We start from the raw sequence: 20400 nt of genomic DNA on the forward strand, positions 1-20400 counted from the left end.
TCGCCAATTATCCCGGCGGCGCTATCCGCAGCGGAAGGGTCACCGGCCCGTCGTTGACCAGGTGCACCTGCATGTCGGCGGCAAAGCGGCCCGTGGCCACCATGGGGTGCACGGCGCGCGCCTGGGCGACGAAGTAGTCGTACAGCCGCTCCCCCTGCGCCGGCGGTGCCGCCTGCGTGAAGCTGGGCCGGTTGCCGCCGCGCGTGTCGGCGGCCAGGGTGAACTGGCTGACGATGAGCAGGCCGCCGCAGGTGCCCTGCCCGTCCAGGTCCTGCACGCTGCGGTTCATCTTGCCGGCCTCGTCGCTGAAAATGCGCAGCTTGAGCATTTTGGCCAGCAGCTTGTCGGCCTGCGCCTCGCTGTCGCCCTGCTCGGCGCACACCAGCGCCAGCAGCCCCGGGCCGATGCGGCCTACGATCTCGCCGGCCACTTCCACGCGCGCCTCGCGCACGCGCTGCAGCAAGCCGATCATGTGCCGGCTCCTCCCGGCGCGGCCGCCTCGGCAGTCTCAAACACCGTAGCCTGCCCCTCGGGCAGCAGTTCGATGGTGGCGCGCAGGCCGGGCACGGCCTGCATCAGGGCCTGCTCGACGGCGGTGCGCTGCTCGGCGGCGTGCCCCAGCGTCCAGTGCGCAGGCACATGCATGTGCAGATCCACGTAATTGCGCGCGCCGGCGCGGCGCGAGGTGAGGCTGTCGAAATACACCACCCCTGCGCTGGCGTGGTTGTGCTCGCCCAACACCGTGAACACGCGCGCCAGCAGGCTGGGCTCCATGGCCTCGTCCATGAGGCCCTGCGAGGCGCGCCAGATCAGCGCTCCCCCTTCGCGCAGGATGTTCAACGCCACCGCGATCGCCACCAGCGGGTCCAGCCACAGCCAACCTGTGGCGCCAGCGGCCAGTAGCCCGCCCACCACGCCGATGGAGGTCCACACATCGGTCATCAGGTGCCGCGCATCGCCTTCCAGCGCCAGCGACCGGTGCACCTGCGCCGCGCGCAGCATGCCCCAGGCCAGCAGGCCGTTGCAGGCCGTGCTCAACAGCGACAGGCCCATGCCCCAGCCCAGTTGCTCCAGCGGCTGCGGGTGCATCAGCCGCAGCACGGCCGCCCAGAGGATGGCGATGCTGGCCCCCACGATGAGAATGCCCTCGAAGCCGGACGAGAAATATTCCGCCTTGTGGTGTCCGTAAGGGTGGTCCTCGTCCGCCGGGCGGCGCGCAATGGTCACCATGGCCAGCGCGAACATCGCGCCCGCCAGATTGACGAACGACTCCAGCGCATCCGACAGCAGGCCCACCGAGCCGCTGACCCACCAGGCCAGCGTCTTGAGCGCGATGGTGAGCAGGGCCACGCCCACCGAGGCGCGCAGCAGGTTGTGGGGCGTCATCCACGCGGGAACGCTCAATGGGCCAGAGGGTGCGGAAGGCATGCAGCGATTATCCCGCCGCCGTGCCGCCCTGCTGGCACACGGCGCCCGGCGCGCCCCGGGACGCGCCTGCTCGCCAAAGGCCAGGCGTTGGGATATAAGCTCCGGGACGGACCGCCCACTGGATATGCCCTCCCCTCGCCCCCCTGCCTCCCCCCCCTGCCCGACCTGGGCCCCCGCGCCAGTGATGCGCTGCTGCGGCTCATCGCCGACTCGGTGCCCGTCATGCTGGCCTACTACGAATCGACCAGCCTGCGCTGCGTGTTCGCCAACCAGCGCTATGCCGCCTTCAGCGGGCAAACGGTGCAGAGCATCATCGGCAAGACGGTGCGCGAGGCGATCGGCGAAAAGGCCTGGCAGGAGATCCTGCCCTACGTGCAGCGCGCGCTGGCTGGGGAGAGCGTTCAGTACACCCGCGAATACGCCGGCCCGCAGGGGCGCGCGCATATGCTGGAGATCAGCCTGCAGCCGCACTTCGGGGTGCGCGAAGGACGCAACGCGATGGTGGGTGCATTCGTGCTCATCAACGACATCACCCACCACTGGGAGGCCGAGCGCGCCGTGCGCCAGAGCGAGGAGCGCATGCGCAAGTTCGCCATCGCTACCGAGGAGGGACTTGCCTTTCACCGCGACGGGCGCATTCTGGATGCCAACGAAGCGCTGCAGCGCATGGTCGGCTATTCGCTGGCCGAGCTCGTAGGCCAGTCCATCTTCGATTTCGCGCTGCCCGAGTACCGCGCGCTGGCCGTGGAATACACGCGCCGCGGCAGCGAGAAGCCCTACGAGCTCGCCATGCGCCACAAGGACGGCCGCGTGATCCCGATCGAGGTGGTGGGCAAGACCATGCCCCAGCAGCAGGGTGACTACCGCGTGGTGGTGGTGCGCGACATCACGGCGCGCAAGCAGGCGCAGGAGCAGGCGCGCTTCCTGGTGCTGCATGACACGCTGACCCAACTGCCCAACCGGCGCCACCTCATGATGCAGCTGGCACGCATGGCGAGTGCCGCGCAGGAGCGGCAGACCCGCGCCGCCGTGCTGTTCATCGACCTGGACCACTTCAAGACAGTCAACGAGTCGCTGGGAAACCAGGCCGGCGACCAGCTGCTGATAGAGATTGCGCGGCGCCTGCAGGACGGAGTGAAGGCCACCGACTTCGTCGCGCGCGTGGGCGGCGACCAATTCATCGTGCTGCTGCCCGACCTGGCCAACCGCGCCGCAGCGGCCGAAGTGGCCGATGCGCTGCTGGCGCGCGTGCGCGCCGAGTTCGCCATCGGTGGCACGCCGCTGTCGCTGTCGCCTTCCATCGGCATCAGCGTCTTTCCGGACGACGGCTACAGCCCCGACGAGCTGCTGCGCCGCGCCGACGCGGCCATGCACCACACCAAGGAAAGCGGGCGGGGCACGCGCATGTTCTATGAACCGGGCATGGAAGGCCAACCCACGGAGCTGCTGCAGCAAGAGCACCTGCTGCGCGAGGCGGTGTTCCAAGGGGCCTTCGCACTGCACTACCAGCCCCAGGTGCGGGTGGCCGACGGCCGGCTGGTGGGCTTTGAGGCGCTGGTGCGTTGGCGACACCCGGTGCGCGGCCTCGTGGGGCCGGATGAGTTCATTCCGCTCGCCGAATCGCGCGGGCTCATCACGCCCATTGGCCGCTGGGTGCTGCACGAAGCCTGTCGCCAGCTCAAGGCATGGCACGACGAAGGGCTGCCCCGGGTGCCGGTGGCGGTGAACCTCTCTGCCATCGAGTTCCGCCAGCGCGACGTGGTGGGCGAGATCGCCCAGGTGCTGCAGTCCGCGGGGCTCGCACCGCAGTACCTGGAGGTGGAGATCACCGAATCCGCCCTCATGCAGCAGGCCGACCACACGCGCGCCACCCTGCAGGCCCTGCAGGCCTTGGGCGTTGCCGTGACAGTGGACGACTTCGGCACGGGCTACTCGTCGCTGGCCTACCTCAAACGCTACCCGCTGGACAAGATCAAGGTGGACCGCTCCTTCGTCACCGACACGCCTGCCGACAGCGAAGACGTGGCCATCGTCACCGCCATCATCCAGCTCGCGCGCAGCCTGCAGCTGCAGCCCGTGGCCGAAGGCGTGGAGACCGCGGAGCAACTCGCGCTGCTGCAGCGCCTGGGCTGCGAACTGGCGCAGGGCTTTGGCATCGCACCGCCCATGGATGCGCAGCGCGCCCGCGAGTGGCTGCGCGCCCAGGCCGAGTGAGCGGCCGGCCTGGCCCGGCCCGGCGCCGTGCCCACGCTGACACATGCGGCGTGGACAATAGGCACCATGGCTCAGATCCCCGCACTTCCCGATCCCACCTTCCACGCGACCGAGACCGAGGCGCTGGCCCAGGTGCAGCGCATCTACCAGCAGCAGATCGACCATCTGCGCAGCGCCATGCAGCGCTTCGTGGCGGGAGAGACGCCCGCCGCACCCGTGCGCGCGTTCTATCCCTTCGTGCGCGTGCAGACCAGCACCGTGGCGCGCGCGCCCACGCACCTGGCCTATGGCTTCGTGGAGGGGCCGGGGCGCTACGAGACCACGCTCACGCGGCCTGACCTGTTCGCCGACTACTACACGGAGCAGCTGCGCCTGTTGCGCGCCAGCCACAACGTCGAGCTGGAAGTGGGCGTGAGCAATCAGCCCATCCCTATCCACTTCTCGTTCGCCGAGCACGACCACATCGAAGGCACGCTCAGCCCCGAGCGGCGCATGCTGATGCGCGACGTGTTCGACCTGCCCGACCTGGAGGCCATGGACGACGGCATTGCCAACGGCACCTGGTCGCCGCGCGCTGGCGAGGCGCAGCCGCTGTCGCTGTTTACCGCGCCGCGCGTGGACTATTCGCTGCACCGCCTGCGCCACTACACCGGCACGCAGCCCGAGTGGTTCCAGAACTTCGTGCTGTTCACCAATTACCAGTTCTACATCGACGAGTTCGTGCGCCTGGGCCATGCCGAGATGGCCAAGCCCGACAGCGAGTACATCGCCTTCATTGAGCCGGGCAACGTGGTCACGCGCCGCACGGGCCTGCCCGCGCAGGTCGGCGACGACCTGGGCGTGGCCCCGGCCCGCCTGCCGCAGATGCCCGCCTACCACCTCGTGCGCGCGGACCGCAGCGGCATCACCATGGTCAACATCGGCGTGGGCCCGAGCAACGCCAAGACCATCACCGACCACATCGCCGTGCTGCGCCCCCACGCCTGGATGATGCTGGGCCACTGCGCGGGCCTGCGCAACAGCCAGCAGCTGGGCGACTACGTGCTGGCCCACGCCTACGTGCGCGAGGACCATGTGCTGGACGAGGAGCTGCCGCTGTGGGTGCCCATCCCCGCGCTGGCCGAGATCCAGATGGCGCTGCAGCAGGCCGTGGCCGACGTGACGCAGATGCCGCAGGACCAGCTCAAGCGCATCATGCGCACCGGCACCGTGGCCAGCACCGACAACCGCAACTGGGAATTGCTGCCCGACAACATGCCCCAGCGCCGCTTCAGCCAAAGCCGCGCAGTGGCGCTGGACATGGAAAGCGCCACCATCGCCGCCAACGGTTTTCGCTTTCGCGTGCCCTACGGCACCCTGCTGTGCGTGAGCGATAAGCCGCTGCACGGCGAGATCAAGCTGCCCGGCATGGCCAACCATTTCTACCGCGAACGCGTGGACCAGCATCTGCGCATCGGCATGCGCGCCATCGACATCCTGCGCGCGGGTGGTGTCCACCGGCTGCACAGCCGCAAGCTGCGCAGCTTTGCCGAGGTGGCGTTCCAGTAGCCGCAGCCATCGCTATTTCATCGATAGCTGCTCGCGCTTATCCCATAAGCGTTTGAGCCGTTTTTTATCAATTTAGAGTAGCAACAGCACTGCGACGAAGGCCAGCGTGTGCAGCACCACGCCGCCGCCGGCCGCCACGGCATAACGCCAGCCCCCGCTGACCAGGGCCGTCACGCATTTGCTGACGGCGTGCACGCTCAGCCCCGCCGCCAGCGCGCTCACCAGGCTGGGCCCCACGGGGTCCAGCGGCCGGCCCTGCGACATGATGGCCGCGGCGGCCGCATGGACGTCGGCCAGCGCCGCCACCAGGGCGCCGGCCAGCAGGCCCGCGTCGCCCCACCAGCCGCGCAGTGCCTGCACCAGCACCTGCACAGCCGTGAGCAGCGCGGCGATCAGCAGCGCGTCGCGCAGCTTGAACAGCGCCGTGCCGTCCACGTCCGCCGGGGCCGGCGCCTCACCCGCGGGCATGCTGCGCAGCAGCGCCCACCCCCAGACCAGCGCCACCACCCCGCCCGCCAGTGCCGGCGCCCACAACCGCACCAGCCACTGGGGCTGCACGGTGGCCGCCACCACCAGGATCTGCGCCATGGTCGCCACGCACGACAGCACGGCCGCGCCCCCCTGCGCGCGCACGGGCTCGCGCCCCTCGCGCACGGCCACGCCCAGGCTGGCGATGGTGGCGGTGCTGGAGATGAAACCCGAGGCCAGCGCCGACAGGGCGTTCGCGCGGCGCGCGTCCATGAGCCGGCGCGCCAGATGCGCCAGCGCCTGGATCACCAGCAGCACCACCACCAGGCGCACCAGCACCTGGGGGTTCAGCGCCTCCCCCCACAGGGGCTGGTTGGGCGCCAGCGGCAATACCAACAGCGCCAGCGCAGCCAGGATCAGCCCGCCCCGCACCTCGCCCTGGCGCAGCCACTCGCGCGAAAACTCGTGCAGCGCCTCACGCGCCGCCAGCAGGCTGGTCACGGCGACGGCCAGCCCCGCCGCCACGGGCAGGCTCTGCGTGCACAGCACGCCGATCAGGTAGGCCAGCAGCAGCGCGATCTCGGTGGTCACGCCGGGGTCTTCGGAGCGGTCGCGCGCATAGGCCACCACGCCCAGCAGCGCAATGAACACCGCGCCCACCGCCACCAGCGCCTCGCTGCCCAGCAGCGCCGCCGTCGCACCCGACACCGCCGCCAGCGTGAACGAGCGCACGCCCGCGAGCGCGCGCAACGGGCCCTGGCCCTTGCGCCGTTCGCGCTCGATACCCATCAGCAGGCCGCTGCCCAGGGCGCCCGCCAGAACGGCCAGCGTGTCCTGGAAGCCGGTTGTGTCCATGGTGTCCATCGTGGTTGGTTGGCTTTGACGATTGGACCATGGAAAGCGGGCATCCAAAGGGCGCCCCGCTCTCAGAAAACTCTGGTTTTGATAGCTATCAGCGCTTGTCAGTAAAGCGCCAGCGCCATTTTTCTCATAAACCTCTGCAATGGCGCGGTCTTCCCCCCACAATCGCGCCATGCAAGTGCTTCTGGAAGCCCGCGACCTGCGCAAGCGCTATGGCACCGCCACCGTGGTGGATGGGCTGTCGTTCGCCATCGCGCCGGGGGAGTGCCTGGGCGTGATCGGCCCCAACGGCGCGGGCAAGACCACCACCCTGCGCATGTGCCTGGGCCTCACGGCGCCCGACGAGGGCAGCGTGCACTTTCACCCTGGCGGCGGCGCTGCGCCGCTCGCCATGCCGCAGGACGCGCTGGCCATCAAGGCCCAACTGGGCGTGGTCACGCAGTTCGACAGCCTGGACCCGGACTTCAGCTGCGCCGAAAACTTGCGCGTGTTCGGCCGCTACTTCGGCCTGAAGGGCGCGGCCATGGCGCAGCGCATCGCGCCGCTGCTGGAGTTCGCCGCGCTCACGGCCAAGGCCGATGCGCGGCCGGGCGAACTGTCGGGGGGCATGCGCCGGCGCCTGTCGCTGGCGCGCGCATTGGTCAACGACCCGCGCCTGCTGTTGCTGGACGAGCCCACCACCGGCCTGGACCCGCAGGCGCGCCACCTGATGTGGGAGCGGCTGCAGCAGCTGCTGCAGGGCGGCAAGGCCATCCTGCTGACGACGCACTTCATGGATGAGGCCGAGCGCCTGTGTTCGCGCCTGCTGGTGCTGGACCATGGCAGCAAGATCGCCGAAGGCACGCCGCGCGCGCTGATCGCCGAGCACCTGGAACCCGACGTGGTCGAGGCCTACGGCCCCGACGCGCTGGCCCTGGCGCAGGATGCGCAGTTGCGTCCGCTGGCGCGGCGTGTGGAAGTCAGCGGCGAGACCGTGTTCTTCTACACGCAGGACGCTCGCCCGCTGCTGCAGGCGCTGTCGGCCCACGGCAGCCTGCGCACCCTGCACCGGCCCGCGAACCTGGAGGATCTGTTCCTCAAGCTCACCGGACGTCAAATCCGCGAGGAAGGCTGACATGCCCACGCCCACCACGCCCAGCCCCTGGCGCGCGCCCGACCTGTCGACGCGCTGGTGGCCCGTGTTCCTGCGCAACCTGCTGGTGTGGCGCAAGCTGGCGGTGCCCAGCCTGCTGGGCAACATCGCCGAGCCGCTGATGTGGCTGGTGGCCTTCGGCTACGGCATGGGGGCGCTGGTGGGACAGGTGCAGGTGGGCGGGCAGAACGTGCCCTACATCCTGTTCCTGGCCAGTGGGTCGATCTGCATGAGCGCCATGAATGCGGCCAGCTTCGAAGCGCTGTACTCGGCCTTCTCGCGCATGCATGTGCAAAAGACCTGGGACGGCATCATGAACGCCCCCATCAGCCTGGACAGCGTGCTGCTGGCCGAGATGCTGTGGGCCGCATTCAAGGCGCTGTTCACCACCACCGCCATCCTGGGGGTGATGCTGGCGCTGGGCATCAGCTACAGCCCCAAGCTGATCGTGGCCTGGCCGGTGCTGCTGTGCGTGGGCATCATGTTTTCCAGCATCGCGCTCATCTTCAATGCGCTGGCCAAGGGCTATGACTTCTTCACCTATTACTTCACGCTGGTGCTCACGCCCATGATGTTCCTGTCGGGTGTTTTCTTCCCGCGCGAACAGCTGCCCACGGCCATACGCCTCGCCTCGGACTGGCTGCCGCTCACCAATGCCGTGGAGCTGGTGCGCCCCCTCTTCATGGACCAGTGGCCGCAGCACCCGCTGCGCCACGGCCTGGTGATCGCCGTGACCACCGTGGCCGCGTACTGGGTGGCCCTGGCGCTCACCCGCAAGCGCTTTCGCGCCTGAGCCTTTCACGCATGCCTACGCTTCTGAGCGCCGAATACATCGCCCTGGTGGACCGGGGCGTCTCCACCATCGTGGCCTCGCGCGACGCGCAGTTGCGCCCCAGCGTGATGCGCGCCGTGGGCGCGCGCATCAGCACCAACGGCCAGCGCATCACGGTCTTCCTGCGGCGAAGCCAGTCACGACAGCTTCTGGCCGACATTGCCACCACCGGCCACATTGCCGTGGTCTTCAGTGACCCGCCCTCGCACCGCACGGTGCAGGTCAAGGCCACCGCCGCCGTGCAACGTGCCGTGCTGCCGGCCGACGAACCCGCGCTGCAAAGCTACCTGTCCGCCATGCAGCATGCCGTGGCCCAGGTGGGCTATGGCCCGCAGTACACCGCGGCCATGCTGAATGCACCACGGGACGATCTGGTGGCAGTGGAGTTTTCGCCCGAAGCCGCGTTCGACCAGACCCCCGGCCCGCATGCCGGCGAACCGTTGCGCAAGGAGCGCCAGCCGTGAACGTGCCGCCCACCCTGCGCTCCATCCGCGCCTGCCTGGAGGGCGCGATTCCTGCCATCATGGCCACCTGCGCCCCCGACGGCACGCCCAACGTGGCCTACATCTCACAGGTGGTCTACGTCGATGAGCAGCATGTGGCCCTGTCGTTCCAGTTCTTCAACAAGACGCGCGCCAACATCCTCGCCAACCCCTATGCCAGCGTGCTGGTGCTGGACCCCGTGACAGCACGCTGCTTTCGCCTGCACCTGCGCTTCTTGCGCACCGAGGCGGAAGGCGCACTGTTCGAGCGCATGCGCGCGCAGCTGGCGGGCATCGCCTCGCACAACGGCATGGAGGGCGTCTTCGAACTCAAGGGATCGGATGTCTACGCCGTCGAGCGCATCGAACCCGTGCCCGGAGAAGGACTGGCGCCCAGCCCCGCGCAACTGCCACGCGCCGATCTGCTGGGCGCCGTGCGCCTGTGCAGCCAGCGCCTGGCACGCTGCACCACGCTCGACGAGCTGCTACAGACACTGCTGGCGGGCCTGCACGAGCATCTGCACGTGCAGCATGCGATGGTGCTCATGCTGGATGCGCAAGCGGGCCACCTGTACACCGTGGCAAGCCATGGCTACACCCATTCGGGCGTGGGCTCGGAGATCAAGCTGGGCCAGGGCGTGATAGGCGTGGCCGCGCGCGAAGCCACGCCGGTACGCATCAGCCACATGACCCATGCCGCGCTGTACAGCCATGCCATGCGCAGCAGCCTGGGACAGAGCGCGCCCGCACACGAAATTCCCTACCCGGGCCTGCCCGCACCGCACAGCCAGCTGGCCGTGCCCCTGTTGAGCTGCGGCCGCACGCTGGGTGTGCTGTTCGTGGAAAGCCCGCTGGACCTGCAGTTCCGCTACCCGGAGGAAGACGCGCTGGTGGCGCTGGCAGGACAGCTGGCCACCGCGATCGACCTGCTGCAGTCGGCCGACGAAGCCACGGAGGCATCGCAAGAAGCCGCGCCCGCGCCGGCGCCGCGGGGGGCGCCGGCGCGGGTGCGGCATTTCGCGGTGAACGACAGCGTGTTCGTCAATGACACCTATCTCATCAAGGGCGTGGCGGGCGCGATCCTGTGGAAGCTGCTGCGCGACCATGAGCGCACCGGACGGCAGGACTTCAGCAACCGCGAACTGCGCCTGGACCCCAGCCTGCGCCTGCCGGGCGTGGCCGACAACCTGGAGGCGCGCCTGCTGTTGCTGCAGCGCCGGCTGCAGGAAAGCGACACCGGCATCCATATCGACAAAACCGGCCGTGGGCGACTGCGGCTGCGCCTGGACGCACCTGCGCAGTTGGAAGAGATGGCCGGCGGTTGAAGGTCGCGCCGCCGCGGCGCTCACTTGATTGGGCGCCGGCGCAGCAACTCGATGTTGGCGCGCTGCTCTGGGGTGAAGGATGCCAGCGCTTTGGTGCGCGAAGCCTTGTCAGCCAGCGATTCCATGGCGAGGAACATGCCCGCGTGCAGTGCGGCATACACCGCCGTGGCGTACTCGATGCTGCTGACCCGGTGGCGGGCCAGCAAGGCACGGATGCGCGGATCCGCATCCAGCTGACGCGCCAACTCCTGAACGGACTGCGCGTCCGGCTCGTCGTCGTCGCCGGGACGTGCGGCTTCTGGCGACGCGGCCTGCAGTGCCTCCATGCGCTCCAGCAACTGGGGCGTGAGCCGAAAGCGTTCAGGGGGCGGGAGGCCCGCAGCCAGGGCACTCGCGCTGGCCACGCAAAGCCAGAATGCAGCCAGGGTATGGCGCAGCAACCCATGGCTCATCGCGCAAGCTCCAAAGCACGTGCCAGTTTGCCCCACTCGCCATCCGACAGGTGCGGACGCATGACACTCAATGCCGTGTCAAAGATGCCGGGAGGCGCATTGCGCCGCATGTCACCGAGCACCATGGCCCGCTCGTTCGGGGTCATGCTGGGCAGCATCCAGCGCAGCGTGACGAGCATCTCGTCCGGCGGTATCGACGCGACCAGCGCACCCTCGATGGCAGCCAGTTCCGCGTCGCTGTAATGCGCCCAGAGCACCGCGTTGTGCGCCGTCTCCTCCAACTGCATGTGCTCGAAGTTGTGTGCCACGAACAGCGCCAGCTGCTGGTACAGCGCATGAGCCACGCGCGCTCGCCGCTCGCGCGGGCATTGCATGAGCTGCTGCGCCGCATCCGCCAGCGCCGCAATCGCCTGACCATGACCATCATGTTCCTGCTCAACCGCGGCGGCGCTGCAAGGTGCATGGCGCTCCATGGCGGGATGCACGTAGGTGTTCTCGTGGTACAGGTGCGCGCGGCAAAAGCTCAGCAGCTGCAGCACGCGTGCGCCGGCCTGGGACAGTTCGAGGTCGTCCTCGGCGTCCACACGACCCAGGCCCACGAGTGTGTCGACCATATAGGCACGCAAGGCCTTGTGGATGAAGGCATAGAGGTCCATGCGCGGTGCGGCGGCATCGGCCTGCGCGAGCGCGGTGATTTCCTGAGGGTTGAACTGCATTGTCGGTTCCGGTTCTTGTGGGTGTTGCGGCTTGGGAGCCTCGCCTTCCCATGCGGCACATCGTGTGTCTCACAGGTGCTGTGCAGTCTAGGAACGGTGCAGCGCGCGTGCTGCTAAAAAACGCTTATGCGAACCCTCAAAATTTCTTAAGCGCGCACTGCCGAACCGGAGCGCGTCATGCAGCCTGGCGCAGCAAGTCCACCGCGCGCTCGGCAATCATCACCGTGGGTGCATTCGTGTTGCCGCTCACAATGCGCGGCATGATGGATGCGTCCACCACACGCAGAGCCTGCAGGCCATGCACACGCAGCTGGGCATCCACCACGTCCAGCGGACCGCAGCCCATGCGGCACGTGCCCACGGGGTGGTAGATGGTGTCGGCCCAGTCGCGGATGAACTGCTCGATCTGTGCATCGCTTTGCGCACGGGACGAATGGGACAGCTCACGCGCGCCCAGGCTGGCCAGGGCGGGCTGCGCCAGGATCTCGCGCATGCGCCGCACGCCGCGCACCAGGCGCTGCATGTCGTCGGGATCACTGAAGAATGCCGGGTCCACCAGCGGAGCGGCCGCCGGGTCGGCGCTGGCCAGCGTCACCCGGCCGCGGCTTCGGGGCTGCAGCAGGCATACATGGCAGGAATAGCCATGGCCCCATGTGGCCTGCCGGCCGTGGTCCAGCAGCTTGCCGACCACGAAGTGCAGCTGCAGGTCGGGCAATGGCTCCTCGGGGCGACTCTTGATGAAGCCGCCAGCCTCGGCGAAGTTGGTGGTCAGCATGCCGCTGCGGTTCGCACGCCACTCCCGCACGCCGCGCAGCACGTTCAGCGCCCCGGGCAGTGACAGGCCGAAGAGGTCCGTCAACCGCGGTGCGTCCATCACCTGCACCACGTCGGGATGGTCGTGCAGATGCGCGCCCACGCCCGGCAGATCGTGCACCACGCCAATTCCGTGGCTCTGCAACTGCGCGCCCGGCCCCACACCCGAGAGCATGAGCAATTGCGGCGATAGCAGCGCCCCCGCCGACAGCAGCACCTCACGCGTGGCGCGCACCTGCTGCGTCTGGCCGCCTCGGCGGTATTCCACGCCCGTGGCGCGCCGGCCCTCGAACAGGATGCGCGTGGCCTGCGCGCCGGTCACCACCTGCAGATTGGTCCGGCCCAGGTGGGGCGTGAGGTAGGCCTTGGCCACGCTGAAGCGTTCGCCCACCCGGTGCGTGACCTGGTAGAGACCCACGCCCTCCAGTTGCGCGCCGTTGAAGTCGTCATTGCGTGGATGGCCAGCCTGCACGCCGGCTTCGACGAAGGCGCGGCTGGCACGCTGCGGCGACTGCAGGTCCGCCACATTCAGCGGCCCGTCCGTGCCGTGCCAGGCGCTTGCACCGCGCTCGTTGTGCTCGGCCCGAAGGAAGTACGGCAGCACGTCGTTCCAGCCCCAGCCTGCATTGCCGGCCGCAGCCCAGTGGTCGTAGTCGCTGGCGTGGCCGCGCGCGTAGATCATGGCGTTGACCGAGCTGGAACCACCCAGCACCTTGCCGCGCGGCTGGTAGCCCCGACGCCCGCCCAGGCCCGCCTGCGGCGTGGTGTGCAGCCCCCAGTTGAAGGCGCCGCTGCGCGCCATCGCGGCCAGCCCCGCCGGGCAATGGATAAGCACACTGGCATCGCTGCCGCCCGCCTCCAGCAGGCACACGCGCACCGTGGGGTCCTCGCTCAGCCGCCCCGCCAGCACGCAGCCCGCCGAGCCGCCCCCGATCACGACATAGTCGAACTCACGCATGCAGTGTCCCCTCGTTGTATGGCGATGCTGCAACGCAGCAGCAGACGCGCGATTGCCGATACCATCACGGCATCGTTTTTTTCTCACTACTACACTTTCAAGGGACATTTATATGACGATTTCGACCGTTGGCATCATCGGCGCGGGCACCATGGGCAACGGCATTGCCCAGGCATGCGCTGTGTCGGGCATCAATGTGGTGATGGTGGACATCTCCGACGCCGCCGTGCAAAAGGGCGTGGCCACCGTAGCAGGCAGCCTGGACCGCCTGATCAAGAAAGAAAAGATCACCGAAGCCGACAAGAGCGCCGCCCTCGCGCGCATCAAAACCTCCACCAGCTACGACGACCTGAAGGCCGCCCAGATCGTGATCGAGGCTGCCACCGAGAACTACGAACTCAAGCTCAAGATCCTCAAGCAGGTGGACGCGCTGGTGGCGCCCGAAGTGATCATTGCGTCCAACACCTCTTCGATCTCCATCACCAAGCTGGCCGCCGCCACGTCGCGCGCAGACCGGTTCATCGGCATGCATTTCTTCAACCCCGTGCCGATGATGGCGCTGGTGGAGATCATTCGCGGCCTGCAGACTTCCGACGCCACGCACGACGCGGTGAAGCAGCTCTCCGAGCGCCTGGGCAAGTCGCCCATCACTGTGAAGAACGCCCCCGGCTTCGTGGTCAACCGCATCCTGGTGCCCATGATCAACGAGGCCTTCTTCGTGCTGGCAGAGGGCCTGGCAACGCCCGAGGACATCGACGCCGGCATGAAGCTCGGCTGCAACCAGCCCATCGGCCCGCTGGCGCTGGCCGACATGATCGGCCTGGACGTGTGCCTGGCCGTGATGGACGTGTACCTGACCGAGTTCGGCGACAGCAAGTACCGCCCCTGCCCGCTGCTCAAGGAGATGGTGGCCGCCGGCCGCCTGGGCCGCAAGACCGGCCGCGGCGTGTACCAGTACTGACCTGACCCAGACCACCTGCCATGCCCGTTCGCAACCCCTTCAAGCACGCACTGGCCGCCGGTCAGGCGCAGATCGGCATCTGGTCCACCCTGCCATCACCCCTGGTCACCGAGCTGATCGCGGGATCGGGCTTTGACTGGGTGCTGCTGGACACGGAACACACGCCCAGCGACGTACCGCTCATGGTGCAGCAGCTGCAGGCCGTGGCCGCCGGCTGCCGGGACCACACGCACGGCGTGGTGCGCCCGGCCTGGAACGACCCGGTGCTGATCAAGCGCTACCTGGACATCGGCGCGCAAACGCTGCTGCTGCCCTTCGTGCAGAACGCGGACGAGGCGCGCGCCGCCGTGGCCGCCATGCGCTACGCGCCGCGCGGCATCCGCGGCATGGGCGGCTCCATGCGCGCCTCGGACTTCGGCCGCGACGCGGCCTATGTACGCGATGCGGAGAACGAGCTCTGCCTGCTGGTGCAGGTGGAGACGGCCGAGGCGCTGGAGCAGATTGAGGCCATCGCCGCGGTGGAGGGCGTGGACGGAATCTTCATCGGCCCGGCCGATCTGTCCGCCAGCATGGGCTTCCCGGGTGATGCCAACCACCCCACGGTGCGCGCCGCGATCGACGACGCGATCCGCCGCATCCGCGCGGCCGGCAAGGCACCCGGCACCCTCGTGGTGGACGAAGCCCGGGCACGCGAATGCCTGGCCCTGGGCGCGCAGTTCGTGGCCGTGGGCATGGACATGCTCCTGCTGCGCCAGGCCGCGGACGGGCTGGCCGCGCGCTTCCGGCCAGGCGCACGCGGGCCCGTGACCACAAGCTACTAAGGTCTGCCACCCCTCTCCAGACGGAGCGGGCTCCCTCGCGTCCAAGCCTCCGGGCCTGGGTGCGTGCAAGACCTCCCTGTCCCAGACAGCCCGTGGGAAATCCCCTGAAAGCAGCCCACACAAGATAGAGCGACCTGCAAGCCCAGCTCCATCTGGAACTGCGCACAATGGTCCTGTGGGTGGAGCACCATTCCATGGGCTGACCTTCACCATCACATCCCTCCTGGTATGACGTGCAATGTCCCCTCTCTATTCCATGGATCTAGCAATTCAATTGCTGTCAATTTAATTGCTGGCAATAATAGAGCCCATGCCCTCCCGCAACACCGCCGCGCCACCCAGCCCGCCCGAGCTACTGCTGGACAACCAACTGTGCTTCGCGCTGTATTCCGCGTCGTTGGCCATGACCAAGCTCTACAAGCCGCTGCTTGACGCCCTGGGCCTGACCTATCCGCAGTACCTGGTGATGCTGGCGCTGTGGGAGCGTGACGGGCTCACCGTCTCCGAGCTGGGCGAGCGCCTGTTCCTCGACTCGGGCACGCTCACGCCGCTGCTCAAGCGCCTGGAAGCCGCAGGCCTACTGGTGCGGCTGCGCGACGTGCAGGACGAGCGCCGCGTGCGCATCACGCTCACCGGCCAGGGGCGTGCGCTGCGTGATGGCGCCCAGCCCATCCCGCACTGCGTGCTGGCCCGCACGCAGTGCACACCCGCCGACATTGGCGCCCTGACCGCGCAGCTCCATGCGCTGCGCGACCGGCTCGTGCAGCCGCAGGCCTGACACCGTTTTCCCTCATGCCCCCGTTGGCGGGGCCTTTGTTCCACTCTGAAAGGATGCACCCATGACCACGCTCGACAAGGTTCTCTACACCGCCCGCGCCCACACCACCGGCGGGCGCGACGGCGCATCGCGCAGCGATGACGGACGGCTGCAGGTCCAGCTGTCCTCGCCCGGCGGCAGCGGCACGGGCACCAACCCCGAGCAGCTTTTCGCCGCCGGCTACTCGGCCTGCTTCATCGGCGCCATCAAGGCCGTCGCCGCGAAGCAAAAGCTGACCCTGCCCCAGGACTTGGCCATCGACGCCGAGGTGGACCTGGGCACGATCCCCAATGCCTACGGCATCGCCGCACGCCTGAAGGTGCACCTGCCCGGCATGGACCGCGCCCAGGCGCAGCAGTTGGTCAACGACGCGCACCAGGTCTGCCCCTACTCCAACGCCACACGCGGCAACATCGACGTGACGCTGACCCTGGCCTGAGGCACCGTAGCGGGCGGCGCAGTTCTCCGCGTTTTCCCTAGTCTGGCGGGATACCCATTGCAAGCGAGCGCTCAGCTTCCGGGTTCATCATGCGCGGTCTGTCCCCCGCTTCGCCTGCATTGCCCGCGCCATGAAGATCGCCCTGCTGTCCGACATCCACGCCAACCTGCCCGCCTTCGACGCTTGCCTGGAGCATGCGCGAGCACACGGTGCACAGCAGTTCGCGCTGCTGGGCGACCTGGTGGGCTATGGCGCGGACCCCGGCCCGGTGCTCGACCGGGCCATGCAACTGGCCGCCGCGGGCGCACTGTGCGTGCGCGGCAACCATGACGCGGCCGCCCTCGCCCCGCCCGCCGTTGCCCAGAACCTGGGCGACCAGAGCGCACAGTGGACCCATCCGCACCTGGACGAGCGCCAGCGTGGCTTCCTGGCCGGCCTGCCGCTGACCGAGCGCCTGGGGCCCGACGCGCTGCTGGTGCACGCCAGCGCCGACGGCCCCGAGCGCTGGCACTACATCACCGACAGCAACGCCGCCGAGCGCTGCATGACCGCCGCCACGCGCATCGACCCGGCCATCCGCTACGTCTTCTGCGGCCACGTGCATGAGCAGGCGCTGTACTTCCTCACGCCCACGGCCAAGCTGATGCGTTTTTCGCCCCAGCCGGGCGTGCCCGTGCCCGTGCCGCCGCACCGCCAGTGGCTGGCCATCGCCGGCTCGTGCGGCCAGCCGCGCGATGGCGACACGCGCGCCATGTACGCCCTGTTCGACCCGGACGCCGCCACCATCACCTTCCAGCGCGTGGCCTACAACCATGCCGCCGCCGCGGCCGCCGTGCGCGCCAGCGGTCTGCCCACGTTCTTTGCCGACCGGCTGGAGCGCGGGCGCTGAGCCCGCCTTTTCCACCCTTCAGGACCAGACGCACCACCGCCCCATGAAGCTGCTCACGCCCGGCACCGAAATCGACGGCTTCGTGGTGCATGAGTGCATCCACGCGGGCGGCATGGCGCACATCTACCGCGTGGGCTATGCCAATGCGTCGCGCGACCCGGGCTTTCCCATGGCCATGAAGATCCCGCGCATGACGGCAGGCGACGGGGCCGAGAACATCGTGGGTTTCGAGGTCGAGCTGACCATCCTGCCCACGCTGTCGGGCCACCACGCGCCGCGCTTCGTGGCGGCGGGTGACCTGATGCGGCTGCCCTACCTGGTCATGGAATACGTGCAGGGCGATACGCTGCAGCATTGGCTGGACGATCGCCCGCCGGGCGACACCGCTGCGCACAGTGCGGAGACCATCGCCCGCATCGGCGGCGCCATGGCGCTGGCCGCGCACAGCATCCACCAGCAGAACGTCTGCCACCTGGACCTGAAGCCCGCCAACGTGCTGCTGCGCCCCGACGGCAGCGTGGTGCTGCTGGACTTCGGCCTGTCCTGCCACGCGCACTACCCCGACCTGCTGGCCGAGGAAATGCGCCAAGCCGTGGGTTCGCCCACCTGGATCGCGCCCGAGCAGGTGGTGGGCGTGCGCGGCGACCTGCGCAGCGACATCTTCGCGATCGGCGTCATGCTCTACGAGATGGCCACGGGCGAACTGCCTTTCGGCTCGCCCACCACACAGGGCGGCATGCGCCAGCGCCTGTGGATGACACCTGCGCCGCCGCGCCAGTACCGCCCCGACCTGCCCGAGTGGCTGCAGGAGGTGATCCTGCGTTGTCTGGAACCCGAAGCCGCGCAGCGCTACCCTTCGGCCGCGCACTTGGCCTTTGACCTGGCCAACCCCGACCAGGTGCCCATCACCGAGCGCGGCCGGCGCCTGCGCGGGCCCGGCGTGGGCGCGCACTTCAAGCGTTGGATCAAGGCTGCGGGCATGCACTACCAGCCCAGCCCGCTGCCGGCGCGCCAGATCGCCGAGGTGCCCATCCTCATGGTGGCAGTGCCGCACGACGACGTGACGGACGCCACGCTGTACTCCTTGCGCGAAGCGGTTGCCCGTTCGCTGGGCATACGCCCCGGCGCGCGGCTGGCCTGCGTGACGGTGATCTCGCCCTCGGCCAGCAGCACGTCCGACAGCACGCGCAGCGAGACCATGCTGCACCGCACGCACCTGGCGCGGCTCAAGCAGTGGGCGGCGGGGCTGGACCTGTCGCGCCACAGCGCCAGCTACCACGTGCTGGAGGCCAGCGACGTGGCCCAGGCCCTGGTCCGCTATGCCGAGGGCAACCGCGTGAGCATGATGATCCTGGGGGCGGCGACGCACGGGCTGCAGTTGCAGCGCTTCATCGACACCGTGCCCATCCGCGTGGCGCGGGATGCCCCCTGCACCGTCATCCTGGTCAAGCAGCAACTGCCTTTCGACGCGCTGGGCCAGTGACCCCGCGGGGCTGCCGCAAGCGTGACAATCACGCCATGACCGCGCCCCACACCGATGACACGCTCCACCCCTACGCCAGCCTCACGCCCGACCTGGTGCTGGACGCGCTGGCCAGCGTCGGCTTGTATGGCGACGGCCGGCTGATGGCCCTGGGCTCCTACGAGAACCGCGTGTACCAGGCCACGCTGGAAGACGGCAGTCGCGTGGTGGCCAAGTTCTACCGCCCGGGGCGCTGGAGCGAGGCGCAGATCCTGGAGGAACACGCCTTCTCCCAGGAGCTGGCCGATGCCGAGGTGCCCGTGGTCGCGCCCCTGCTGCTGCACGGCCGCAGCCTGCACCGGCATGCGGGCTTCGACTTTGCCGTCAGTCCCTGGCGCGGCGGGCGCACGCCCGAGCTCGACGACTTCGAGGTGCTGGAGTGGCTGGGCCGCTACCTCGCACGCATCCACAACGTGGGCGCAGCCCGGCCCTTCGCGCAGCGCCCGGCGCTGGACCTGCAGACGTTGGGCCAAGAGCCGCGCGACTGGCTGCTGGGCGCACAGATTATTCCCCTGGACCAACAGACGGCATGGCGCGATGCCTGCGAACAAGCTCTCGAATTAATAGCTGCTGGCGCTTGTCTATCGGGCGCTACAGGCCAATTTGGCTTGAAATACGCGAGCAACATCCGCCTGCACGGTGACTGCCACCCCGGCAACGTGCTGTGGACGCCCGTGGACGACGCCGGCCACGGCGGCCCGCATTTCGTGGACCTGGACGACGCGCGCATGGGCCCGGCCGTGCAGGACCTGTGGATGCTGTTGTCGGGCGAGCGCCGCCAGCGCACAGTACAGCTATCGGCACTGCTGGACGGCTACGAGCAGCTGCGCCCCTTCGACCGGCGCGAGCTCGCGCTCATCGAGCCGCTGCGCACACTGCGCCTGATCCACTACAGCGCGTGGCTGGCGCGGCGCTGGAGCGACCCGATCTTTCCGATCAACTTTCCCTGGTTCGGCAGCAGCGACTACTGGCGCGGCCAAGTGGACATGCTGCATGAGCAGATCGAGGCCATGCAGGAGCCACCCCTGGTCGCCTGAGGACGGTCAGCCAGCCGGTCGCTGCGGAGCCGGCGAGGCAGCCAGGGACTGCTTCCAGCCCCGCACGATCACATCGGTGAAAAACTGACGGTCCAGCCAGAGCCAGACCAGCACCGGCACCAGCGTGGGCAGTACCAGCACGCCCACCTGGTAGCCGTAGACGATGGCCTCCAGTTGCCACTGTTCCACTCGCAGCATCCGCACATCGAACTGCGCCGCGCCCGCCAGTTGCATGAGCAGGTACATCACCAGGCTGAAGGCCTGCGCAGGCAACAGCAAGACATAGCCCAGCGCCGCGCGGGAGGCCCGCCCCGGCGCACGCGCGGTACCCCAAGCCGCCACCAGCAGGGCGGCAAAGATCGGCAGGCCATAGGCGTAGCGGCCCGGGTCGGCCTCCAGCGTAACTTCGGCCCGGCGCCCGCCGGAGTTGGGTACGGCGATCTCCACCGCGGTGTCCACCTCCATGCGGCCCGGCTGCTGGTGTACGCCGCGCACCCACATGGGTGCCGCCTGTTCCAGCGCCACATGGGAGAGCCATGCCACGGGGTAGGAGAGCCATGGCGAGGCCTTGGTCCACAGCAGCGTCAGCACAATCATGGCGCCAAAGGCATACAGGACAAAGCGCGTGAGCACGGAGGGTCGGCGCGCAGGGGCTCCGGTTTGCACGGGCTTTGTCACGGGGAAA

Annotated in this window: 20 protein-coding genes; 13 read left to right on the top strand and 7 right to left on the bottom strand. The window is 68.8% G+C overall.

Annotated features, from left to right (window positions below):
• Nucleotides 1–7: 7 nt before the first annotated feature.
• Nucleotides 8–472 carry a D-aminoacyl-tRNA deacylase gene (gene dtd / locus BA022_RS12800; protein ID WP_011806799.1) on the bottom strand — a complete coding sequence of 155 codons (465 nt, stop codon included), beginning with the start codon at nt 470–472 and terminating at the stop codon, nt 8–10.
• Nucleotides 469–1428, bottom strand: a complete 960-nt coding sequence (locus BA022_RS12805; RefSeq protein ID WP_088887733.1) for a cation diffusion facilitator family transporter — start codon at nt 1426–1428, stop codon at nt 469–471. Before BA022_RS12805 ends, dtd begins: the two co-directional genes overlap by 4 nt.
• Nucleotides 1429–1650: 222 nt before the next feature.
• Between BA022_RS12805 and BA022_RS12810 the strand changes: the two genes are divergently transcribed.
• Nucleotides 1651–3642, top strand: a complete 1992-nt coding sequence (locus BA022_RS12810) for a putative bifunctional diguanylate cyclase/phosphodiesterase (RefSeq protein ID WP_236884919.1) — start codon at nt 1651–1653, stop codon at nt 3640–3642.
• A gap of 66 nt (nt 3643–3708) precedes the next feature.
• Entirely contained in the window at nt 3709–5190 is a 1482-nt protein-coding gene (locus BA022_RS12815) for an AMP nucleosidase (protein ID WP_012655520.1), read from the top strand.
• A 72-nt stretch (nt 5191–5262) separates the two neighbouring features.
• On the opposite strand, the gene BA022_RS12820 is transcribed toward BA022_RS12815, so the two are convergent.
• Nucleotides 5263–6513, bottom strand: coding sequence for an MgtC/SapB family protein (locus BA022_RS12820; RefSeq protein WP_228403604.1), 1251 nt, complete (start codon nt 6511–6513; stop codon nt 5263–5265).
• Between the two features lie 178 nt (nt 6514–6691).
• Between BA022_RS12820 and BA022_RS12825 the strand changes: the two genes are divergently transcribed.
• Genes BA022_RS12825 through BA022_RS12840 form a run of 4 tightly spaced genes read left to right on the top strand, consistent with a single transcriptional unit; the run spans nt 6692 to nt 10290 of the window.
• A complete protein-coding gene (locus tag BA022_RS12825) occupies nt 6692–7633 on the top strand; it encodes an ATP-binding cassette domain-containing protein (protein ID WP_088887734.1) in 942 nt (313 codons plus the stop codon).
• Between the two features lies 1 nt (nt 7634).
• Nucleotides 7635–8444 carry an ABC transporter permease gene (locus BA022_RS12830; RefSeq protein ID WP_012655518.1) on the top strand — a complete coding sequence of 270 codons (810 nt, stop codon included), beginning with the start codon at nt 7635–7637 and terminating at the stop codon, nt 8442–8444.
• A gap of 11 nt (nt 8445–8455) precedes the next feature.
• Nucleotides 8456–8947 (top strand): hypothetical protein, encoded by a 492-nt coding sequence (locus BA022_RS12835; RefSeq protein ID WP_088887735.1) that lies wholly within the window; start codon nt 8456–8458, stop codon nt 8945–8947.
• Nucleotides 8944–10290: a GAF domain-containing protein gene (locus BA022_RS12840; RefSeq protein ID WP_088887736.1), complete on the top strand. Its 1347-nt coding sequence runs from the start codon at nt 8944–8946 to the stop codon at nt 10288–10290. The genes BA022_RS12835 and BA022_RS12840 overlap by 4 nt, the downstream gene beginning before the upstream one ends.
• Nucleotides 10291–10310: 20 nt before the next feature.
• On the opposite strand, the gene BA022_RS12845 is transcribed toward BA022_RS12840, so the two are convergent.
• From BA022_RS12845 to BA022_RS12855, 3 genes are all read right to left on the bottom strand, one after another.
• The gene (locus tag BA022_RS12845; RefSeq protein WP_088887737.1) at nt 10311–10742 is read right to left on the bottom strand and encodes a hypothetical protein; all 432 of its coding nucleotides are present in this window, start codon (nt 10740–10742) and stop codon (nt 10311–10313) included.
• A complete protein-coding gene (locus BA022_RS12850) occupies nt 10739–11458 on the bottom strand; it encodes a hemerythrin domain-containing protein (protein WP_088887738.1) in 720 nt (239 codons plus the stop codon). Before BA022_RS12850 ends, BA022_RS12845 begins: the two co-directional genes overlap by 4 nt.
• A gap of 175 nt (nt 11459–11633) precedes the next feature.
• The gene (locus BA022_RS12855; protein ID WP_088887739.1) at nt 11634–13229 is read right to left on the bottom strand and encodes a GMC family oxidoreductase; all 1596 of its coding nucleotides are present in this window, start codon (nt 13227–13229) and stop codon (nt 11634–11636) included.
• A 112-nt stretch (nt 13230–13341) separates the two neighbouring features.
• Between BA022_RS12855 and BA022_RS12860 the strand changes: the two genes are divergently transcribed.
• The 7 genes from BA022_RS12860 (at nt 13342) to BA022_RS12890 (ending at nt 19715) form a co-directional block, all read left to right on the top strand.
• Nucleotides 13342–14190 carry a 3-hydroxybutyryl-CoA dehydrogenase gene (locus BA022_RS12860; RefSeq protein ID WP_088887740.1) on the top strand — a complete coding sequence of 283 codons (849 nt, stop codon included), beginning with the start codon at nt 13342–13344 and terminating at the stop codon, nt 14188–14190.
• A 20-nt stretch (nt 14191–14210) separates the two neighbouring features.
• Nucleotides 14211–15011, top strand: a complete 801-nt coding sequence (locus tag BA022_RS12865) for an HpcH/HpaI aldolase family protein (RefSeq protein ID WP_088887741.1) — start codon at nt 14211–14213, stop codon at nt 15009–15011.
• A 310-nt stretch (nt 15012–15321) separates the two neighbouring features.
• Complete coding sequence (locus BA022_RS12870; RefSeq protein ID WP_088887742.1) at nt 15322–15789, top strand: MarR family winged helix-turn-helix transcriptional regulator; 468 nt, start codon at nt 15322–15324, stop codon at nt 15787–15789.
• A 61-nt stretch (nt 15790–15850) separates the two neighbouring features.
• Nucleotides 15851–16267, top strand: coding sequence for an organic hydroperoxide resistance protein (locus tag BA022_RS12875; protein WP_011803942.1), 417 nt, complete (start codon nt 15851–15853; stop codon nt 16265–16267).
• Nucleotides 16268–16397: 130 nt separating this feature from the next.
• Complete coding sequence (locus BA022_RS12880; protein WP_088887743.1) at nt 16398–17156, top strand: metallophosphoesterase family protein; 759 nt, start codon at nt 16398–16400, stop codon at nt 17154–17156.
• A 43-nt stretch (nt 17157–17199) separates the two neighbouring features.
• Entirely contained in the window at nt 17200–18639 is a 1440-nt protein-coding gene (locus tag BA022_RS12885) for a bifunctional serine/threonine-protein kinase/universal stress protein (protein ID WP_088887744.1), read from the top strand.
• Nucleotides 18640–18674: 35 nt separating this feature from the next.
• Nucleotides 18675–19715, top strand: coding sequence for a serine/threonine protein kinase (locus BA022_RS12890; protein WP_088887745.1), 1041 nt, complete (start codon nt 18675–18677; stop codon nt 19713–19715).
• A gap of 6 nt (nt 19716–19721) precedes the next feature.
• Here the strand turns inward: BA022_RS12890 and BA022_RS12895 are convergent, their stop codons facing one another.
• The gene (locus tag BA022_RS12895) at nt 19722–20393 is read right to left on the bottom strand and encodes an exosortase H-associated membrane protein (protein WP_088887746.1); all 672 of its coding nucleotides are present in this window, start codon (nt 20391–20393) and stop codon (nt 19722–19724) included.
• Between the last annotated feature and the right edge of the window lie 7 nt (nt 20394–20400).

It is taken from the genome of Diaphorobacter nitroreducens, assembly GCF_002214645.1.
In the GTDB taxonomy this organism is placed as follows: domain Bacteria; phylum Pseudomonadota; class Gammaproteobacteria; order Burkholderiales; family Burkholderiaceae_C; genus Diaphorobacter; species Diaphorobacter nitroreducens.

Bases quoted from the DNA above. Each gene is read 5' to 3' on its own strand.
- dtd (WP_011806799.1), bottom strand. From the start codon at position 472: ATGATCGGCTTGCTGCAGCGCGTGCGCGAGGCGCGCGTGGAAGTGGCC.
- BA022_RS12805 (WP_088887733.1), bottom strand. From the start codon at position 1,428: ATGCCTTCCGCACCCTCTGGCCCATTGAGCGTTCCCGCGTGGATGACG.
- BA022_RS12810 (WP_236884919.1), top strand. From the start codon at position 1,651: ATGCTGGCCTACTACGAATCGACCAGCCTGCGCTGCGTGTTCGCCAAC.
- BA022_RS12815 (WP_012655520.1), top strand. From the start codon at position 3,709: ATGGCTCAGATCCCCGCACTTCCCGATCCCACCTTCCACGCGACCGAG.
- BA022_RS12820 (WP_228403604.1), bottom strand. From the start codon at position 6,513: ATGGACACAACCGGCTTCCAGGACACGCTGGCCGTTCTGGCGGGCGCC.
- BA022_RS12825 (WP_088887734.1), top strand. From the start codon at position 6,692: ATGCAAGTGCTTCTGGAAGCCCGCGACCTGCGCAAGCGCTATGGCACC.
- BA022_RS12830 (WP_012655518.1), top strand. From the start codon at position 7,635: ATGCCCACGCCCACCACGCCCAGCCCCTGGCGCGCGCCCGACCTGTCG.
- BA022_RS12835 (WP_088887735.1), top strand. From the start codon at position 8,456: ATGCCTACGCTTCTGAGCGCCGAATACATCGCCCTGGTGGACCGGGGC.
- BA022_RS12845 (WP_088887737.1), bottom strand. From the start codon at position 10,742: ATGAGCCATGGGTTGCTGCGCCATACCCTGGCTGCATTCTGGCTTTGC.
- BA022_RS12850 (WP_088887738.1), bottom strand. From the start codon at position 11,458: ATGCAGTTCAACCCTCAGGAAATCACCGCGCTCGCGCAGGCCGATGCC.
- BA022_RS12855 (WP_088887739.1), bottom strand. From the start codon at position 13,229: ATGCGTGAGTTCGACTATGTCGTGATCGGGGGCGGCTCGGCGGGCTGC.
- BA022_RS12860 (WP_088887740.1), top strand. From the start codon at position 13,342: ATGACGATTTCGACCGTTGGCATCATCGGCGCGGGCACCATGGGCAAC.
- BA022_RS12865 (WP_088887741.1), top strand. From the start codon at position 14,211: ATGCCCGTTCGCAACCCCTTCAAGCACGCACTGGCCGCCGGTCAGGCG.
- BA022_RS12870 (WP_088887742.1), top strand. From the start codon at position 15,322: ATGCCCTCCCGCAACACCGCCGCGCCACCCAGCCCGCCCGAGCTACTG.
- BA022_RS12875 (WP_011803942.1), top strand. From the start codon at position 15,851: ATGACCACGCTCGACAAGGTTCTCTACACCGCCCGCGCCCACACCACC.
- BA022_RS12880 (WP_088887743.1), top strand. From the start codon at position 16,398: ATGAAGATCGCCCTGCTGTCCGACATCCACGCCAACCTGCCCGCCTTC.
- BA022_RS12885 (WP_088887744.1), top strand. From the start codon at position 17,200: ATGAAGCTGCTCACGCCCGGCACCGAAATCGACGGCTTCGTGGTGCAT.
- BA022_RS12890 (WP_088887745.1), top strand. From the start codon at position 18,675: ATGACCGCGCCCCACACCGATGACACGCTCCACCCCTACGCCAGCCTC.